At 31.1% G+C, this 17,402-nt stretch carries 13 protein-coding genes; 4 read left to right on the top strand and 9 right to left on the bottom strand.

The genetic code is table 11. From position 1 onward, the window contains the following. Positions 1-930: 930 nt before the first annotated feature. The 5 genes from RSC72_RS09175 to RSC72_RS09195 all read right to left on the bottom strand — a co-directional run bounded on the left by RSC72_RS09175 (position 931) and on the right by RSC72_RS09195 (position 8,090). The gene (locus RSC72_RS09175) at positions 931-1,746 is read right to left on the bottom strand and encodes a hypothetical protein (protein ID WP_332566438.1); all 816 of its coding nucleotides are present in this window, start codon (positions 1,744-1,746) and stop codon (positions 931-933) included. A gap of 139 nt (positions 1,747-1,885) precedes the next feature. After that, positions 1,886-5,059 (bottom strand): efflux RND transporter permease subunit, encoded by a 3,174-nt coding sequence (locus tag RSC72_RS09180; RefSeq protein ID WP_332578480.1) that lies wholly within the window; start codon positions 5,057-5,059, stop codon positions 1,886-1,888. Between the two features lie 10 nt (positions 5,060-5,069). Continuing rightward, entirely contained in the window at positions 5,070-6,140 is a 1,071-nt protein-coding gene (locus tag RSC72_RS09185) for an efflux RND transporter periplasmic adaptor subunit (protein ID WP_332544337.1), read from the bottom strand. A gap of 16 nt (positions 6,141-6,156) precedes the next feature. Then, positions 6,157-7,497: a TolC family protein gene (locus RSC72_RS09190; RefSeq protein WP_332544336.1), complete on the bottom strand. Its 1,341-nt coding sequence runs from the start codon at positions 7,495-7,497 to the stop codon at positions 6,157-6,159. 11 nt (positions 7,498-7,508) lie between these two features. Then, entirely contained in the window at positions 7,509-8,090 is a 582-nt protein-coding gene (locus tag RSC72_RS09195) for a TetR/AcrR family transcriptional regulator (protein ID WP_332544335.1), read from the bottom strand. A gap of 144 nt (positions 8,091-8,234) precedes the next feature. On the opposite strand from RSC72_RS09195, the gene RSC72_RS09200 reads away from it, so the two are divergent. The 4 genes from RSC72_RS09200 to dinB all read left to right on the top strand — a co-directional run bounded on the left by RSC72_RS09200 (position 8,235) and on the right by dinB (position 13,461). Next, positions 8,235-9,218, top strand: a complete 984-nt coding sequence (locus RSC72_RS09200; RefSeq protein WP_332544334.1) for a YpdA family putative bacillithiol disulfide reductase — start codon at positions 8,235-8,237, stop codon at positions 9,216-9,218. 9 nt (positions 9,219-9,227) lie between these two features. Next, on the top strand, positions 9,228-9,932 hold the full coding sequence (locus RSC72_RS09205; RefSeq protein WP_332544333.1) for a class I SAM-dependent methyltransferase: 705 nt from the start codon (positions 9,228-9,230) through the stop codon (positions 9,930-9,932). 166 nt (positions 9,933-10,098) lie between these two features. Next, a complete protein-coding gene (locus tag RSC72_RS09210) occupies positions 10,099-12,366 on the top strand; it encodes a cation:proton antiporter (protein WP_332544332.1) in 2,268 nt (755 codons plus the stop codon). Between the two features lie 18 nt (positions 12,367-12,384). Next, the gene (gene dinB / locus RSC72_RS09215; protein WP_332544331.1) at positions 12,385-13,461 is read left to right on the top strand and encodes a DNA polymerase IV; all 1,077 of its coding nucleotides are present in this window, start codon (positions 12,385-12,387) and stop codon (positions 13,459-13,461) included. Between the two features lie 350 nt (positions 13,462-13,811). On the opposite strand, the gene RSC72_RS09220 is transcribed toward dinB, so the two are convergent. The 4 genes from RSC72_RS09220 to RSC72_RS09235 all read right to left on the bottom strand — a co-directional run bounded on the left by RSC72_RS09220 (position 13,812) and on the right by RSC72_RS09235 (position 17,369). Beyond that, on the bottom strand, positions 13,812-14,651 hold the full coding sequence (locus RSC72_RS09220) for a hypothetical protein (protein WP_332544330.1): 840 nt from the start codon (positions 14,649-14,651) through the stop codon (positions 13,812-13,814). Between the two features lie 68 nt (positions 14,652-14,719). Beyond that, complete coding sequence (locus RSC72_RS09225; RefSeq protein ID WP_332544329.1) at positions 14,720-15,784, bottom strand: agmatine deiminase family protein; 1,065 nt, start codon at positions 15,782-15,784, stop codon at positions 14,720-14,722. Positions 15,785-15,786: 2 nt separating this feature from the next. Continuing rightward, on the bottom strand, positions 15,787-16,494 hold the full coding sequence (blaEBR, locus tag RSC72_RS09230) for an EBR family subclass B1 metallo-beta-lactamase (RefSeq protein WP_332544328.1): 708 nt from the start codon (positions 16,492-16,494) through the stop codon (positions 15,787-15,789). Further along, positions 16,494-17,369, bottom strand: coding sequence for a carbon-nitrogen hydrolase (locus tag RSC72_RS09235; protein ID WP_332544327.1), 876 nt, complete (start codon positions 17,367-17,369; stop codon positions 16,494-16,496). The genes blaEBR and RSC72_RS09235 overlap by 1 nt, the downstream gene beginning before the upstream one ends. Between the last annotated feature and the right edge of the window lie 33 nt (positions 17,370-17,402).

Here is a 17,402-nt window from a genome sequence, read left to right on the forward strand (position 1 = left end):
ATACAACCCATTATTCCGCTTTTCCAAACAGATTTTACATTTATTTTACAATTAACACTTAACTAGCTGGTATGACGTGAAATATTTTTTAAAACTTTTTCTCGTAGGGAGGGTTTTGAAGGGAAAAAGTAGGAAACTAAGGAAATTTCGAGAGATTTTATCGTGAATAGAGGCGCTAAATTAAATGAAAATCGTTAGATACATTAAGAAAGACAAGAAAACAAAAAGAAAAGGTTTATCAAGATAGTGGAATTTGGTTTGAATAGTTCTTTTCATTTTGCCTTGATGCAAAACGAAACAAAAAATCAAGACCTCTATAAATAGACTAAAACAGCATACATTTTCGCTAAAAGATTTAAAAGCTAATCGCTAAATCTTTTTTAACGCTACAATTTATGTCGTTTTTTAACGTCAATTATTGAAAGGTCTGTTTAAAATCCGATAATTAAAAGGAAATCGTTCTTTATATATAATAAAAAGAGAAGGATTCTTCGACGAGCTCAGAATGACAAAACAAAATTCTTCTTTATATATTAAGGATATAGAATACTAAAAAGAATACACCCCTACAATCCCTCAAGGGAAGAAATTCGTGTGGTAATATTCTACGTTTAAAGATTCTTCGACAAGCGATGAATGACAGAAAGGATATCCTTTTTACTACAATCAATGTTTAGACAGGGATGATTTACGATTTTAAGCAAATTCAGAGCTGGATACTTTGGCGCAAGGAATCGGGAAAAGTTACAGCGTAAGCTGGAAATGTATTCAGAAGGACGTGTTTTATACATTATAATAGATAAGAAGATTCTTCGACGGGCTTAGAATGACAAAATGGATGTACAATATATATAGACAAAAAAGCTCGAAAATGGTTTTCGAGCTTGGAGTATATAATATGTATTGTGGTTATTGTTTGCGACAAGAGAGTTATTCCTCTTCTATTTCTTCAGAAAGGTTATTCTCTAATTCACTTAATGCGATATTTAAAGATAGTTCTGCACAATAAGGAGAACCCAAATCTAAGCCTTTTTGTAAGCTTTGTTCGGCTTTTTCTTTATTTCCTGTAAAATAGTAATACGTATAAAATAGTCCGTAACCGTCTGGATTACCTAGATCAATTACTTTTTGAGCTAATTTTTCTAACTCTTTGTTTGGTTTTATTTTGATATTATCTGCATTTGTTAATGTTTCGAAAAAACCGCCAGATTGCTCAGCAAATTTATACGCAAAAACAATTTTACATGATTCGTCAAAACCTTCGTTGCAAAGTTTTTCGTTTGCTATTTCGTTTTGTTTGATTTTTTGATTCAATGAATTTTCATCTAAATCGAACAGAAAAGTTGCGTTATTCTTAAAATTAAGGTCATAATGTTGTGCTAAAAATTTTGCTCGTTGCGCTAATTTAGCATCTGATTGTTGTGTATTTGAGAAAGATTTAATATCAGATTTATAAACCTTTTTATCTACCCAATCTGAAATTCCTTTTAATTGATTCTTTTCTTTTTTGAAAATAAAAACCGTTTTCTCTACAAATATTACAACCGAATCATTGCGTTCGGTAAATTCGTAACCAACCTCATCAAATTCACCAATTGTTACTCTTCCTTTTCCATCAAATGTAAACGGATTGTACAATTCGTCCTTCACTTTGGTCTTGAAAGCTCCTGAAAGTGTATTGGTAATTTGTTGGGAAAACAGTGAATTTGAAATAAAAATTATGGTTAAAAAAAGTAGTTTCTTCATTTTAATATCTTTTTTGAAATCTTTATCAAAAATAATGATTTTGATTATTTAAAAACTCACTAATAATGGCTAAAATAAAAAAGTCGTTTAGCTAAAAAACTAAACGACTTTTAAAAATTAAATATCTAAATAAAATGGATTATTCTTCCCATTCTTCTTTTATTTGACGTGCTTTATAATCGGCAATCATTTCTGCCTCATAATCTACTTTTTCTCCTTTGGATAAACGTCTCATTATACTATCAAACAGTGAGTAAACCACTGGTACAATAATTAATGTTAGGAATAATGACGACACTAAACCTCCAATAATTACCCAAGCCAAACCGTTGTTCATCTCTGCTCCTGCTCCTTTTGCAATTGCAATCGGAATCATACCAAATACCATGGCGATTGTTGTCATCAAAATTGGACGAAGACGCGCATGATTGGCTTGTATTAATGCGTTATGTGTTGTTTCGCCTGCTTCTTTTCGGTGATTTGTAAAATCGACCAATAAAATGGCATTTTTACAAACTAAACCAATTAACATAATCATTCCGAGAATTGTAAATACATTGATCGAATTATTTGTTAATGCTAAGACTACGAATACTCCTATCAACGATAATGGAATTGAAAATAATACGACAAATGGATAAACAAACGAGTCGTACAATGCAACCATTACCAAATAAACTAAGATAATTGCTGCTATTAATGCATAACCTAATGTACCAAAACCTTCGGCTTGATTTTCTTCATCTCCACCCCAAACATAAGATACTCCTGTTGGTTTTTTATTTTCTATTTTCGCTAAACGTTCTTTAAATTCTGTTACCACATCTCCCGAAGTTCTACCTACGGCTTGTGCCTGAACGGTAACCGATGGTGTTTTGTCGCGACGTTCTAAGAAACTTGGACCAGAACTTTGTGTTACTGAAGCAAACTGATCTAAGCGAATTTGTTGTCCTTGTGGATTTACAAAAATTAAACTACGTACATCGTCAATATTAGATCGATTAAAATCATTGTACTGAATATTAATATCATATTCGTATTCGCCTGCGCGAAATTTACCATCTGTATTTCCAGAAAAAGCCGTTTGCATAGTTAAACCAACCGTTTGAAGATTTAAGCCTAAAGCAGCCATTTTATCACGATCTACTTGTACATTAATTTCAGGATTACCAGCTTCTGTTGTTAATTTAACTTCCGAAGAACCTTTAATTTGCTCTAATTCGCTTTTCGCAATTTCGGCAAATTTCATCGCACTTTCTAAATTTGAACCAGTTACAACTAATGCAATTGGCGCTTCTTCTGCTCCGATTAAACCAACTGGAACAGTTTTTACTTTTACACCAACTAATTCTTGCTCTAATTCGCGTTTGATTTTTGCTGCATAAATAAACGAATTGTCTTCACGTTTTTCTTTGTCAACCAAAATAACATCAATTTCAGATTTATAAGCTGTTGCTTGTGCTGCTCCAAAACCTTGCGAACTTTGACCAACAGTCGTAATCATGGTTACAACTTCTTTTTTATTGCGTAAAAACTTTTCTGCTTTTTGTGTTACAAAGTTAGATTCTTCTATTGTTGCATCTTTTGGCAATTCCATCTGAACTAAAAATTCTCCTTTATCTGTTTTTGGAAAAAATTCTCCTCCAATGTATTTTCCGACAACTAAGATTCCTATCGTTCCGAATAAAAAGATAAATAATCCGAAGAAAACTCCTATTCGTCTTGGTGTTGTTTTTAAACACCATTCTAACATTCCTGTTACGAAATGAGTAAATTTTGTTAATTGTTTTTCAAACCAAAGAATAAATTTTCCAAAAATATTATCTCCTGTAATATGTTCTAATTTACCAAAACGAGAAGATAACCAAGGTACTATTGTAAACGATGATAATAAGGATAATAAAGTTGCTATAACAACTACAACACAGAATTGAGATATAATATTTGCAACCAAACCAGAACTCATGGCAATTGGTAAAAACACAACTACAATAACCAAAGTAATAGCTGTTACTGTAAATCCAATTTCTTTTGCTCCGTCGTACGATGCTCTAATTCTTGATTTACCCATTTCCATGTGACGGTAAATGTTTTCTAAAACTACAATTGCATCATCCACCAAAATACCTACAACTAATGACAAACCAAGTAAAGACATCAAGTTTAGCGTGTAGCCCATTAAATACATTCCGATAAAAGTAGCAATTAACGATGCTGGAATCGAAACCATTACAATAACTGCATTACGTAAACTGTGTAAAAACAATAACATCACGACAGCTACTAAAATAACCGCTAAAACTAAATCAAAAATAACGTGATCTGCCGCAGCCAAAGTAAAGTCTGAAGAATCATTAACAACTTGAATTTTCAGATTCTGTTTTTTATAATCTTCTTGTACTTTCTTTATTGTTGCATGCATTAATTCTGAAACCTCAACAGCATTTGCATCAGATTGTTTTACAACCTGCACAATAATAGCTGAACTTTGATTAACACGTGCTATTTTTTCTACTTCTTTCTGAGAATCTTGTACAAAAGCTACTTCTGACAAACGAACTTGAATTCCGTTGTTTGATGAAATAACCAAATTATTCAATTCTTCTACATTTTTATATTTTCCAGATAATCGAATAATCGTCGAATTTTCGCGTGTTTTTACACTTCCCGTTGGAAAATCTAAATTAGACGTTAAGATTGCTTGTTGAACTTGAGGAACAGACAAGCCGTAACCTTTTAGTTTTATAGGATCAAGGCTAACTTGTATCTCACGCTCTTGTCCACCAATCAAATTAATTTGTGCAACTCCAGTTACACGTGACAAAACGGGTTCTATTTTTTTATCTAATAAATCATACAATTCTTTTTCAGATAAATTAGATGTTACACCAGCCGTTATAATAGGCAAATCACTTAACGAGAATTTTGTTAACGATGGCGGATCTACATCATCTGGCAAATCTTTTTCGATTGCATTAATCTTACGTTGTGCATCATTAAGTGCTAAATCTGCATTTGCATCAGAATTTAGCGTCACCATAACAACCGATAAACTTTCGTACGATTTAGATTCTACTTTTTTTACATTTTCTAATGCTGCAACAGCATCTTCTATCTTTTTTGTTACCGAGTTTTCTACTTCATTTGGCGAAGCACCTGGATAAACAGTAGAAATTGTGACAACATTTGTTTCAAATTTTGGGATCAATTCGTATCCCATTTGCGAATAACTAAACAATCCACCCAAAAGAAGTATCGTGAATAACACGATAATCATCGATGGTCGTTTAATTGATATTTCGGCTATTTTCATAGAAATAATCTTACTTTACAACTTTAACTTTAGTTCCGTTTGTCAAATTAATTTGACCCGTCGTTACCACTTCTGTTCCTTCTTTTATTCCACTAATCACCTCTATATTTGTACCGACAGTTTTACCTACAACAACTTTAGTTAGTTTTGCTGTATTATTTTCGACTACAAAAACTTGATTAGAACTGATTCCGTTTACAAAGGCATTTGCTGGAATAACCAACATATTTTTCCCTGCATCTACATCATCCGAAGTCGAAAAAATTGCCGATCCGTACATTCCTGCTTTAAGACCTGCATTATTAGAAACTTCTATTTCTACAGGAAAATTGAGCGAAGCATCTGCTTTTGGAGCGATAAAAGAAATACGTCCTACAAATTCTTTATCTGGAAAAACACTTGCTGTAACTTTTACATTTTGACCAACTCTCAAATTCACAATTTCATTTTCTGTAACCGTAACTTGTAATTTTAATTTAGATACATTTACAATATCAAACAAAGGCGTTCCTGGCGCAACCACCGAACCTGGCTCTATATGACGTTTGTTTATTACTCCAGAAATTGTCGCTTTCACATTGGTGTCATTTACGCGTAAACCTTGCGCATCAACAGCAGCGCGTGCATTTTTCAGTTGCAAACGAGAATTATCTAATTGTTGTTTTGTAACTCCTCCAGTTTTGAATGCATTTTCGTAACGCTGATTATCAATAATAGCGTTCTGAAGATTATTTTTTGCTTGAGTCAAATCTACCTCAATTGCATCTTTTTTGATAGTTGCAACAGTCTGTCCAACACGAACATAATCTCCTTCATCAACCAAAACACGAACAATTCTACCCGAAATTTCGGACGGAAAACTTAATTCTTGCGAAGGTGCAAAAGTTCCGTTTGAAATATAATCCGAATTTAAAATTGTATATTTTGCTAACGTCGTATTTACAACAACTTCGTTATTTGCTTGATTAACAATTGCGACTTCCTCTTCTTGTTTCGCTTTATTGTTTTTGATGATATAAACTGCACCACCAATTAGACCAGCTGCAATTAATATATAAAGTAAAGTTTTTACTGATTTCATTTTAAAATCGGTTATATTATTGAATTAATGTTTTTAAATCTCCTTTTGCTTTGATTAAAGCAACTTCTGCAATTTTATACTCTAATAATGCATTCGAATAATTATTGCGTGCGTCTGTTAATGCATTCTCCGAATCAATAATTTCTGTCAAAGTTGCTAAACCATGTTGATAATTACTTTGTGTATTAGATAATACTTTTTCTGCTAACGAAACATTTTCTCGTTGTATATCAACACTTTTTAAGGTGTTTTCTATTTGAGATTTCGCATTCTGATATTCTAAATCTAAACCAAGTTTTGTATCATTCATTTGCTCCTCAATATCCAACAAATCAATTTCTGCTTGGTTGATTTTTGCTTTTGTCGATCCTCCTGTAAAAATTGGAACTTTTACGCTTAATCCTATTGATGCTAAGTCTGACCACATATAGTTTTTTGACGTGATAAATTGCTCTCCAAAACCTTGTAAACCATAATTTCCAGATAAACCAACAGTTGGGTATAAATTTGCTTTTTCAGCTTCTTTTGCGAAACCTAATAATTCTTTTTGTTTTTCTAGAACTTTAAATTCAGTTCGCGTCGACGTATTTATTTCATCTTCTAAAATCAATAAATTTGGTTCTATTGTTACCTCTTCCAAATTAATTTCTTGTTTGATTGGATAACCCATGTAAAATTTCAGTGCGTTTTTACTTATTTCTACTGCATTTACCAATTGTTGTCTACTAGACGAAATATTATTTAACTGTACAATAACACGATCTAAATCAATCGGCTTCGCCAATCCATTATCCACCAAACTTTTGATTACATTTTTAACTTTCGTTGTATTCTCTAAACTTTTATCAATTGTTTTTAACTTTTCTTCTTGTACAAAAACCTGGTAATACGCAGTAGCAACACGTTCTATAATTTGTTCGTCTGTTAAATCTGCATTGATTTGATAAAATTCACGTGTTGATTTTGCAGCTTTAAGACCTGTAAAAACACGTTGATCAAAAATAGTTTGGTACACATTTATTCCAACATTAGTGTTCCATGGTTGTCCCATTTTGATAATCGAAGTTTGTTTAACTGGTTCGCCATTTTCATTTTTACCATTTGTTGTCAATGCCATTTCTTGGATAATAGGATTATATTGTAATCCTGCATTTGCACTAACTTGTGGTAAAGCACCTGCTTTTGCTTCGTCAATTTTATATTCGGCTTTTTTTATTGCCAAATCTGCACGTTTTGCATCTGCTTTATTTTCTAATGCAAAAACAACCGCATCTTTAATTGATACAATATTTTGCGCTTTCGAAATGTAGAAAATTCCTACAAAAAAAACAGAAAGCAATAGTTTAAATCTGTTCATAGATTTATTCATTATTTAAAAAGTGTATTTAGAATAATTTCTTTTCTTTCGGAAAGAATTCGTTTATAATCTTTGTCGTTAATATCTAAATTTTGTTGAATAAGTGGACGAACTGTTAATGGAAAATTAATTAATGATATCATGTTTAATAAAAACTGAATTGGCTCCATTTTATTAATTCTACCATTTTCCATTTCTTCTTCCAAACGACTCAAAAAAGCTTTCGTTACTTCTTTCATATCATTACGTTCAAAAACGCAAGCGTCTTGTTTATTCATTTGCGTAACAATATACGTTTCCAAATAGGGATATTGAATTGCGGTGTTTAAAGAATCATCTATAAATTCTGCAATCAGATCTTTGATGTCTTTATCACGATCAAAAATTGCACGTGATTTTTCATGACTAACCATTTTTGCTTCATCAAAAATGATATTAATTAAGTTATTTCTCGATCTAAAATAATAATTAATCAAAGTTCTATTCACCTTTGCTTCATCTGCAATTTCTTGTGTTGTCGCGTGAAATTTACCTTCGGTAAAAAACATTTTTTTGGCTGTTTCTTTGATTAATTCTTCTGTTTGATCTTTCATTTTTGTATCGAATTCTATATTTAACAAATTTGTTAAACAAAAGTATTAATATTTTTTGTTAATACAAATACTTATTTAACTTTTTTGTCAAAATTTGAAGTCAAATATAATTTCCTCTGAAAATTTTCTTCTTAAATTTGTTGCATGAAAGAACAATATGATTTGATTATTGTAGGCGCCGGACCAATTGGGCTAGCTTGTGCAATAGAAGCGAAAAGAAATAATCTTTCTTATTTAATAATAGAAAAAGGTGCATTAACCAATAGTTTGTATAACTATCCGCTTTATATGACTTTTTTTTCGACTGCTGAACGTTTAGAAATCGGAGAAATTCCATTTAGTTGTATTTCTCCAAAACCAGGACGTCAAGAAGCATTAGAATATTACCGAAATATTCATAAATATTTCAATTTTAACTTACATCTATACGAAGAAGTACTTGATATTAATAAAAATGAATCTCATCATTTTGATGTTAAAACCTCTAAAAACAGCTATTCGTCAAAAAATATAGTTATTGCAACTGGCTTTTATGATATTCCGAATTTAATGAATATTGAAGGAGAAGATTTACCAAAAGTCCATCATTATTATAAAGAAGCACATCCGTATTCTTTTCAGAATATAGTTGTTGTTGGTGCTAATAATTCGTCTGTTGATGCAGCATTAGAATGTTACCGAAAAGGCGCAAATGTAACAATGGTAATTAGAGGAAGTGAGTTTACACATCGGTTAAAATATTGGGTTCGTCCTGATATAGAAAATAGAATTAGTGAAGGAAGTATAAAAGCTTATTTCAATTCTAATGTTAAACAAATCGACGAAAATTCAGTTACAATAGAAACACCTAACGAAACAATTTCTATAGAAAATGATACTGTTTTAGCCTTAATTGGTTATCATCCAAATTTTGATTTTTTAGAAAAAGTTGGAATAAAAATAAATGATGACGAGTTAAAAACACCAACATATAATTCCGAAACAATGGAAACAAATGTAGATGGTTTATATTTGGCGGGCGTTGTTTGTGGTGGAATGTCAACCAATCTTTGGTTCATAGAAAATTCACGTGTGCATGCAACACAAATTGTGATAGCTATTTTAGCGAAGCAAAAAAATTCTAATTAAAAAGATTTTATGAAAGATTTATTCGGAAAAGCAATATTAGATTATCAAACTGATAATTCTCCCGAAGATTTATACACAGAAACATCAATTTCCGAATTGGATGTAATGCCTATTGATTATTTGTTTCGTGACTATGACGAAATGCCAATTTTAGAACAAAAAGCGTTAGACTTAACGAAAGAAAAAACGCTTGACGTTGGTTGTGGAGCTGGTTCTCATTCGCTTTTTTTACAAGAAAAAGGACTTCATACAAAAGCAATAGATATTTCTCCAAATGCAGTTGAAGCTTGCAAACTAAGAGGTGTAAAAAATGTAGAAGTTCAGAATTTTCTTGAATTAAATGAAGACGAAAAATATGATACCATTTTGTTTTTAATGAATGGAACTGGAATTTTTCAAAATTTAGTTTTAATCAATGTTTTTATAGATAAAATAAAGAAATTACTTACTCCAACTGGTCAAGTTTTGATCGACGGAACAGACATTATTTATATGTTTGACGAAGATGAAGATGGCGGAAAATGGATACCAAGTACTGGTAAATATTACGGTGAATTAACTTTTACAGTTCATTACAAAGGTGAAATAGAGAATACTATTGAATGGTTATATTTGGACTTTGAAACATTAAAAAATGTTTGTGATTATCATCAATTAACTTGTAAAAAAATTAAAACAGATGGTGATTCTTATCTTGCAAAAATAAGTTTGTAATCTACTTTATATTCACTATTTAGATAAGGCAATATATTGCTTTATCTAAATAATGAAACAATTCTTTTTCATCTATATAAACAGTTATAATTATATAAAATTATTCGATCACTTAACTAATGTTCTTCCTCTAAAATCACTAAATTAGTAGAGATTAAAATAATTTATGGAAGATCATTTACCCAAGCTTATTACTGATTTAGGACTTATTCTCTGTGTAGGAGCTGTGACTACGCTTATCTTCAAACGAATTAATCAACCTCTTGTCTTAGGTTATATCATCGCAGGATTTTTGGTTGGGCCGCATTTCGATTATATTCCATCGGTTGCAGAAGAACACAATGTAGAGATTTGGGCAAAAATTGGTGTTATTTTCCTTCTTTTTAGTCTTGGATTAGAATTTAGCTTCAAAAAATTACTCAATGTTGGTGGTTCCGCCTCCATTACCGCAATTGTAGAAATTATCTGCATAGTTGTTGTTGGATATTTTGTTGGACGATGGATGAACTGGTCTACAATGGACAGTATTTTTCTTGGCGGATTATTAGCAAGTTCCTCTACAACAATTATTATCAGAGCATTTGACGAATTAGGACTAAAACGAAAAAAGTTTGCAAACGTTGTTTTCGGAATTCTAATTGTAGAAGATATTGTGGTCATTTTATTAATGGTTATGCTCTCTACGATGGCGGTTAGCCAGCAATTTAATGGAACAGAAATGTTCAGTTCCTTACTAAAACTTGGTTTCTTTTTAGCCATTTGGTTTATTGGTGGAATTTTTATTATTCCAACATTTTTACGTTCTATCAAAAAATATTTGGACGACGAAACTCTTCTTATTATTTCTATCGGATTATGTTTGGCAATGGTTTATGTCGCTGACAGCGTAGGATTTTCTATAGAATTGGGTGCGTTTGTTATGGGATCTATATTAGCAGAAACCGTTTATGCCGAAAAAATCGAACATAATTTTCAATCCGTAAAAAATCTCTTTGCCACAATTTTCTTTATTTCTATTGGAATGATGATTGATCCAGTTTCTATGTACGAACATAAATGGGCAATATTAATCGTTACTTTTCTTACTATTTTCGGAAAATTAATTTTCACAACTTTAGGTGCAATTATTTCGGGACAACCATTAAAACAATCTATACAAGTCGGAATGAGCATGGCTCAAATTGGCGAATTTGCTTTTATTGTTGCTGGTTTGGGACTTACACTTGGTGTTACAAGCGACTTTCTGTTTCCTGTAGCAGTTGGCGTTTCTGCAATAACTACTTTTACAACACCTTATTTAATCAAATCTTCTGAGCCTGTTTATAATTTTTTAATCAAAATATTACCAACAAAATTTATTGATGGTATAAACAAATATTCATCAGATACACAACATATACAAGATGAAAATAAGTGGAATTCTATTATAAGACAAACCATCACAACCATATTCATTAATGGAATAATTATCATTGCAATAACCATTATTATTCGCAGTTATGTTTTATTTCTATTAACTGATTGGTTTTCTTATTTTGGAGCAAGTTTAGCAAGTTTAATTTTAACGTTTATATTATGTATTCCTTTTATTTGGGCGATAATAGGAAATCGTCCAAAAAGAGATATTATCCGGGAATTTTGGGACGAATCTAACTACAATCGTGCACCAATTATAGCAATTATTACGATTCGTCTTGCTTTAGCTATAGTGGCGGTGGTTTTTATTTATAATCAATTTTTTTCAAGTAAAATCGCTTCTATTATTTTAGCAATTATACTTTTGGCAACAATGTATTTTCTATCAAAATATTTCAATAAATTTTACAATTATATTCAAACAAAATTTATTTATAATTTGAATGAACGCGAAATAATGCGCAAAAAAATAGAAGATAGAAAACGATTAGAACGCTTTCAGTATTCTTGGGACAATACGCATATTTCTGACATGATAATTCCACAAAATGCAAATTTTATTGGCGTTCCATTAGGAGATTTAGATTGGCGAACAAAATTTCAAATCAATATTGCGTATATAAAACGTGGCGATCGTATTTTACAAATGCCAAATTCAGAATCTACCCTCTATCCTTTTGACAAAATTGGAATTATCGGAACTGATGAGCAAATACAACGTTTCGAAAAATATTTGCAAATTATTGGCGAAACTCCTCCAGAAAATAATGAATTGAAAAACACCGATAATATTACGTTGGATAAAGTCGTAATTCCGAAAAATCATTCTCCCTTAAACCAAAAAACAATTGGTTGGGTAAAGGATACATCGAAAGGAATTGTGGTTTCGATAGAGCGTGATGGACAAATTATCAATAATCCTGACCGAAATGTTGCAATAGAATTGGGTGATTATTTAACTATTGTTGCGGATAAGAAAAATTTAAAAACATTTATTCAAGAATATAATCTAAAATAATCGGAGTAATTTTGTACAATGCTTCGTAAAATTATTCACATCGATATGGATGCATTTTTTGCTGCCGTAGAACAGCGCGATTTCCCAGAATTAAGAGGAAAATGCATAGCTGTAGGTGGAAATGAACAACGAGGCGTCATAGCAACTGCAAGTTACGAAGCCAGAAAATATGGTGTTGGCTCGGCAATGTCTTCTGTAATTGCTAAGCGAAGATGTCCACAATTAATTTTTGTAAAACCTCGTTTTGATGTTTACAAAGAAGTTTCTACACAAATCAGAGAAATTTTTCTTGAATATACAGATTTGGTAGAACCTTTGTCTTTGGATGAAGCATTTTTAGATGTAACTGTGAATCACAAAAACATTGAAATTGCAACGGATATTGCCAACGAAATCAAACAAAAAATTAAAGAAAGAACAAATTTAACTGCTTCTGCGGGCGTATCTTTCAATAAGTTTTTAGCGAAAATTGCTTCTGATTACAATAAACCTAATGGACTTTATGTGATTACACCAAAAATGTCCGAAAATTTTATAGAGCAATTGCCTATCAAAAAATTTCATGGAATAGGAAAAGTGACTGCCGAACGTATGCAAATGATGGGTATACATACAGGTGCTGAATTAAAAATGATAGAACTGGAAAAGCTTCGTCGAGAATTCGGAAAATCTGGACAATATTATTACAACATTGCGCGTGGTTTAGATTTTAGAGAAGTTAATCCGACAAGAATTAGAAAATCTTCTGGTTCCGAAAATACTTTTATTGAAGATTTAGAAACAATAACAGAAATGGAATCTGCATTAAATCAATTGATGGAAGACGTTTGGAATTGGTCATTAAAAACCAATATTTACGGACGAACAATTACTGTAAAAATAAAATACAACGACTTCACTGTTTCTACTAAAAGTAAATCGGCATCTTTTGTAATAAAGGATAAAAAAATGTACAATGAAATCTGTTATGATTTATTGAATGACGGATATTCTACTTTAAAACCTGTTCGATTATTAGGTGTTTCAATTTCTAATCTTGACAATGAACAAATCTTCGGAAAACAATTAGAAATTCCATTCAAAGATTTATATTAATTTTTCATTTTTTTTTGAAGGAAAATAAAATTCCTTTTTTACAAAACATAAACACCTGCAAATCAAAAGACAACAATTATTTAAAATAAAAATACATACTCATAATATTGGTTAATTAATTTGAAATTGTAGACACTTAGAGTACTAAAAAATTTCTTATTATGGTAAATAAACAAGATGTTTGTAAAAGTAAATAATCAAATAAAAAGATTGAATAACTTATTTATGAGATTTCAATATTTATTATAGAAATCCATTCGATTAGATTACTAACCAACTACTAAATGACAAAAATTAAAAAAGGATAACTTAAATGTTATCCTTTTTTGCTTCTGTAGGGATTTATTTAATTATTTTGGAATATTAACCTTCACAGATTTTAAATACGTTTCCATATTTTTCAATAAAAGTCGATCGTATTCAAGAATATTATCTGTTTTAATTTGCTCACTATTTACTTGCTTGAAAGCGTGCAACAAATAAGTATAAGCCAATTGTTGATCGTCGAAATCATAAAAATAATTTGTCCACTTTTGCATAGGATCATATTCTTCTAAAACGATTCCGTTCCTATAAAATTGAAATGGCAATTCAACACCAATCGTTTTAACTTTATTATGCAACTTAGACTCTTTCTCGAAATAAATACGTGCATATTCTACTTGTTGAGTTAATCGATCAATAATCGTTTGAGGCTCCTCTTTATCTGTCGGTATTTTACGCCATTTATTATATTGAGGTTGAGTATAATCTAATTCAGTTGTATTATACAAGTCATCAGATACAAAAGTTAAAATAATATCATTCAGAGGATTATCATCTTGATTAAATTCTAACATTAATGGTTTTAGTTTTACACTATTTTTTCGATAATCGATGATTTCATAAACCTTTTTATTGTTTATTTTTAAATATTTATCATCGGCTGTAAACTTTCCTGAAGAATAATTTAATCCTGACAAATTATTTGCATTTCCATCTTCCACCATTAAATAATCTACACCAATCAATGGCATCAGATATTGATCTATTTCACCACTTTTTGATATATTGTAATAACTGTACAATTGACTAATATCTTCTACTTTATACGAATCAAAATTCCATTTTCCTCGCCATTTATCTTCTGGATTTGAAGTACATGAAAATAATATGCTCGAAATAAAAGTTAAAATATAAATTTTCTTCATCTCTCAATAATACAAAAAAAGATTGTTTTGACATAAAAAAACCGACTCAATAGAATCGGTTCATTATTTTAATTAATCTTTGGCTCTTGCTGACTCAAACAATGAAATGAACCTAATCCCCAAATAATATCGGTAGAATCTATACCAACTATTTCACGATCTGGAAAGCATTTCTGAATAATATCTAACGCAATCGCATCTTTTGCACAATTATAAGTTGGTACAATTACCGATTTATTCGCAATATAAAAATTTGCATAAGAAGCCGGTAAACGCTCGCCTTCGCAATAAACTCCATCTGGCATTGGTAACTCTATAATATTAAGAGGACGACCATCTGGCAAACGCATTTCCTGCAATTGACGAAGGTTTACTTGCAGTAATTCATAATTATCGTCGGTTTCATCAACCTCAACAACCGTTAAAACTGTATCTTCATTCACAAAACGAATTGTATCATCAATATGTCCATCTGTATCATCGCCCACAATTCCGTCTTCTACCCAAAGAATTTGCGACACACCGTAATAATTTCTAAGAAATTCTTCGATTTGCTCTTGCGAATATTCAGGATTACGATTCTCATTTAACAAACAAGATTTCGAGGTTAATAACGTGTCTTTTCCGTTAAATTCTACAGAACCACCTTCCATAATAATACCTGGATGAAATACGGGAATATCAAATGCTTCTCCAATTTTTGTAGGAATTACATCATCATTTTCAAAAGGTGGATATTTTCCTCCCCATGCATTAAATCCCCAATCTACAATCACTTTTTGATTGTCAGGATTATTTTTATTCAACAAAAAAGCAGGACCATGATCGCGACACCATGCATCATTTGTTTCGAAAAAATAGAATTCAACTTGTGATAAATCTGCTTCAGTTTTCTCGATATGTGAAAGTGCAAAAGCCTTCATTGCTTCATCTTTTACATTAATTCTTACCTTTTCACCTTTTGTCAATTCAGCAATAAATTGTGCATAAGCTGGATAAATTAATTGTATACGATCTGGCCAAGATTCCTCTTTATGTGGCCAAGAAAGCCAAGTTGCTTCATGCTCTTCCCATTCTGCTGGAAATCTGTATCCTAAATCTTTAGGAAATTTAGTTGTATTTATTGTATTCAATTTTATTTCTTTTCTAAAAGTTTAAACGTATTTTCGATATGTCCTGGAACTTTCCAATCATCATGTCCTGGAATAACTTGCTTGATTTTTGGATGTTTTGTGACTAATTTCTGTATCGTTTTTGGCCATTCAGTAACATTTGCTTCACCAATATAACCTAAATTTACAGCGTCAGCTCCTTTTATTAAACAACCACCATTCAAAACTTTATATTTCGGAAACCAAACCACAACATTATCAGAAGTATGTCCTTCTCCAAAATATTCAACAACAAATTTCTCTTTACCGAATTTGTACGTTTTTCCTAATTCTATCTCAAATTTTGAAGTTGCTTTTCCTTCTTTTTTCAATTTAGAATTTGTTAAAGCAGATGCATACGTTGGAATATTCAAGTCATTATAAAAACTCAAATCTCCTGCTCTATCATCATGCGAATGTGTTACAAACACAGCAATAACTGGTAAATTATACTTTTCTTGTAACAGATCATTTAATTCTTGATACTGCGATTTTTGCCAAGGAACATCAAACAAAATAATTCCTTTATCAGTAACCAAATACATTGAGTTTGCATTATACTCAACACCACTAAACGAATTGAATGTTTGATAAACAAATAAATTATTATTAATCGGATCTATTTGAATTGGTTTTATTTGACCAAATGCAAAACTTCCAAATAATACAATAAGTGAAAATAATTTCTTCATTAATCCTCGTCAATAAAACGTTTTGTAATTGGCTGATACGAATCTATTCTACGATCGCGCATAAAAGGCCAATGTTTACGGAAAAAATCTGTTTCGTTAAGTTCTAATTCTACAACTTCAGTTTCTTCGTTCTCATGCGAAGCTAAATACAACAATTTCCCTTGTGCATTTGTAGCGAAAGATCCTCCCCAGAATTTCATTGCACCATCTTGCTCAAAACCAACACGATTTACAGAAATTACGGGCAATCCGTTTGCTACTGCATGCGAACGCTGTATAGTTTGCCACGCATTGTACTGATCTGCATTCGTCTCTTCATCTTGATCTGTTGCCCAACCAATAGCTGTAGGATAAAATAACATATCGGCACCCATTAAAGCTGTAATACGAGAGGCTTCTGGATACCATTGATCCCAACAGATTAATACACCAATTTTACCAAATTTAGTTTCAAAAACTTTGTAACCTAAATCGCCTGGCGTAAAGTAAAATTTCTCATAAAATCCTGGATCATCAGGAATATGCATTTTGCGATATTTACCTAAATATTGTCCATCAGCATCTAAAATTGCTGTTGTATTGTGATATAATCCTTGTGCACGTTTCTCAAATAATGATGCGATTATAACAACTCCTAATTCTTTTGCAACAGCAGATAATGTGTCTGTTGATGGTCCAGGAATTGCTTCTGCTAAATCAAAATTATCATAATCTTCTACATCACAAAAATATAATGAAGTAAATAATTCTTGTAAACATACGATTTGAGCTCCTTTTGCAGCTGCAATTTTTACTTGCTCTATCGCTTTATTTAAATTTTCTTGTTTGTTATTAGTACAAGTCATTTGTACCATTCCAACTTTAACTTTTGCCATTCTATAAATAGTCTAAAAAATAAAAATGAATAA

Origin of the sequence: Algoriella sp. (genome assembly GCF_036647415.1) — a bacterium.
Taxonomy (GTDB): domain Bacteria; phylum Bacteroidota; class Bacteroidia; order Flavobacteriales; family Weeksellaceae; genus Empedobacter.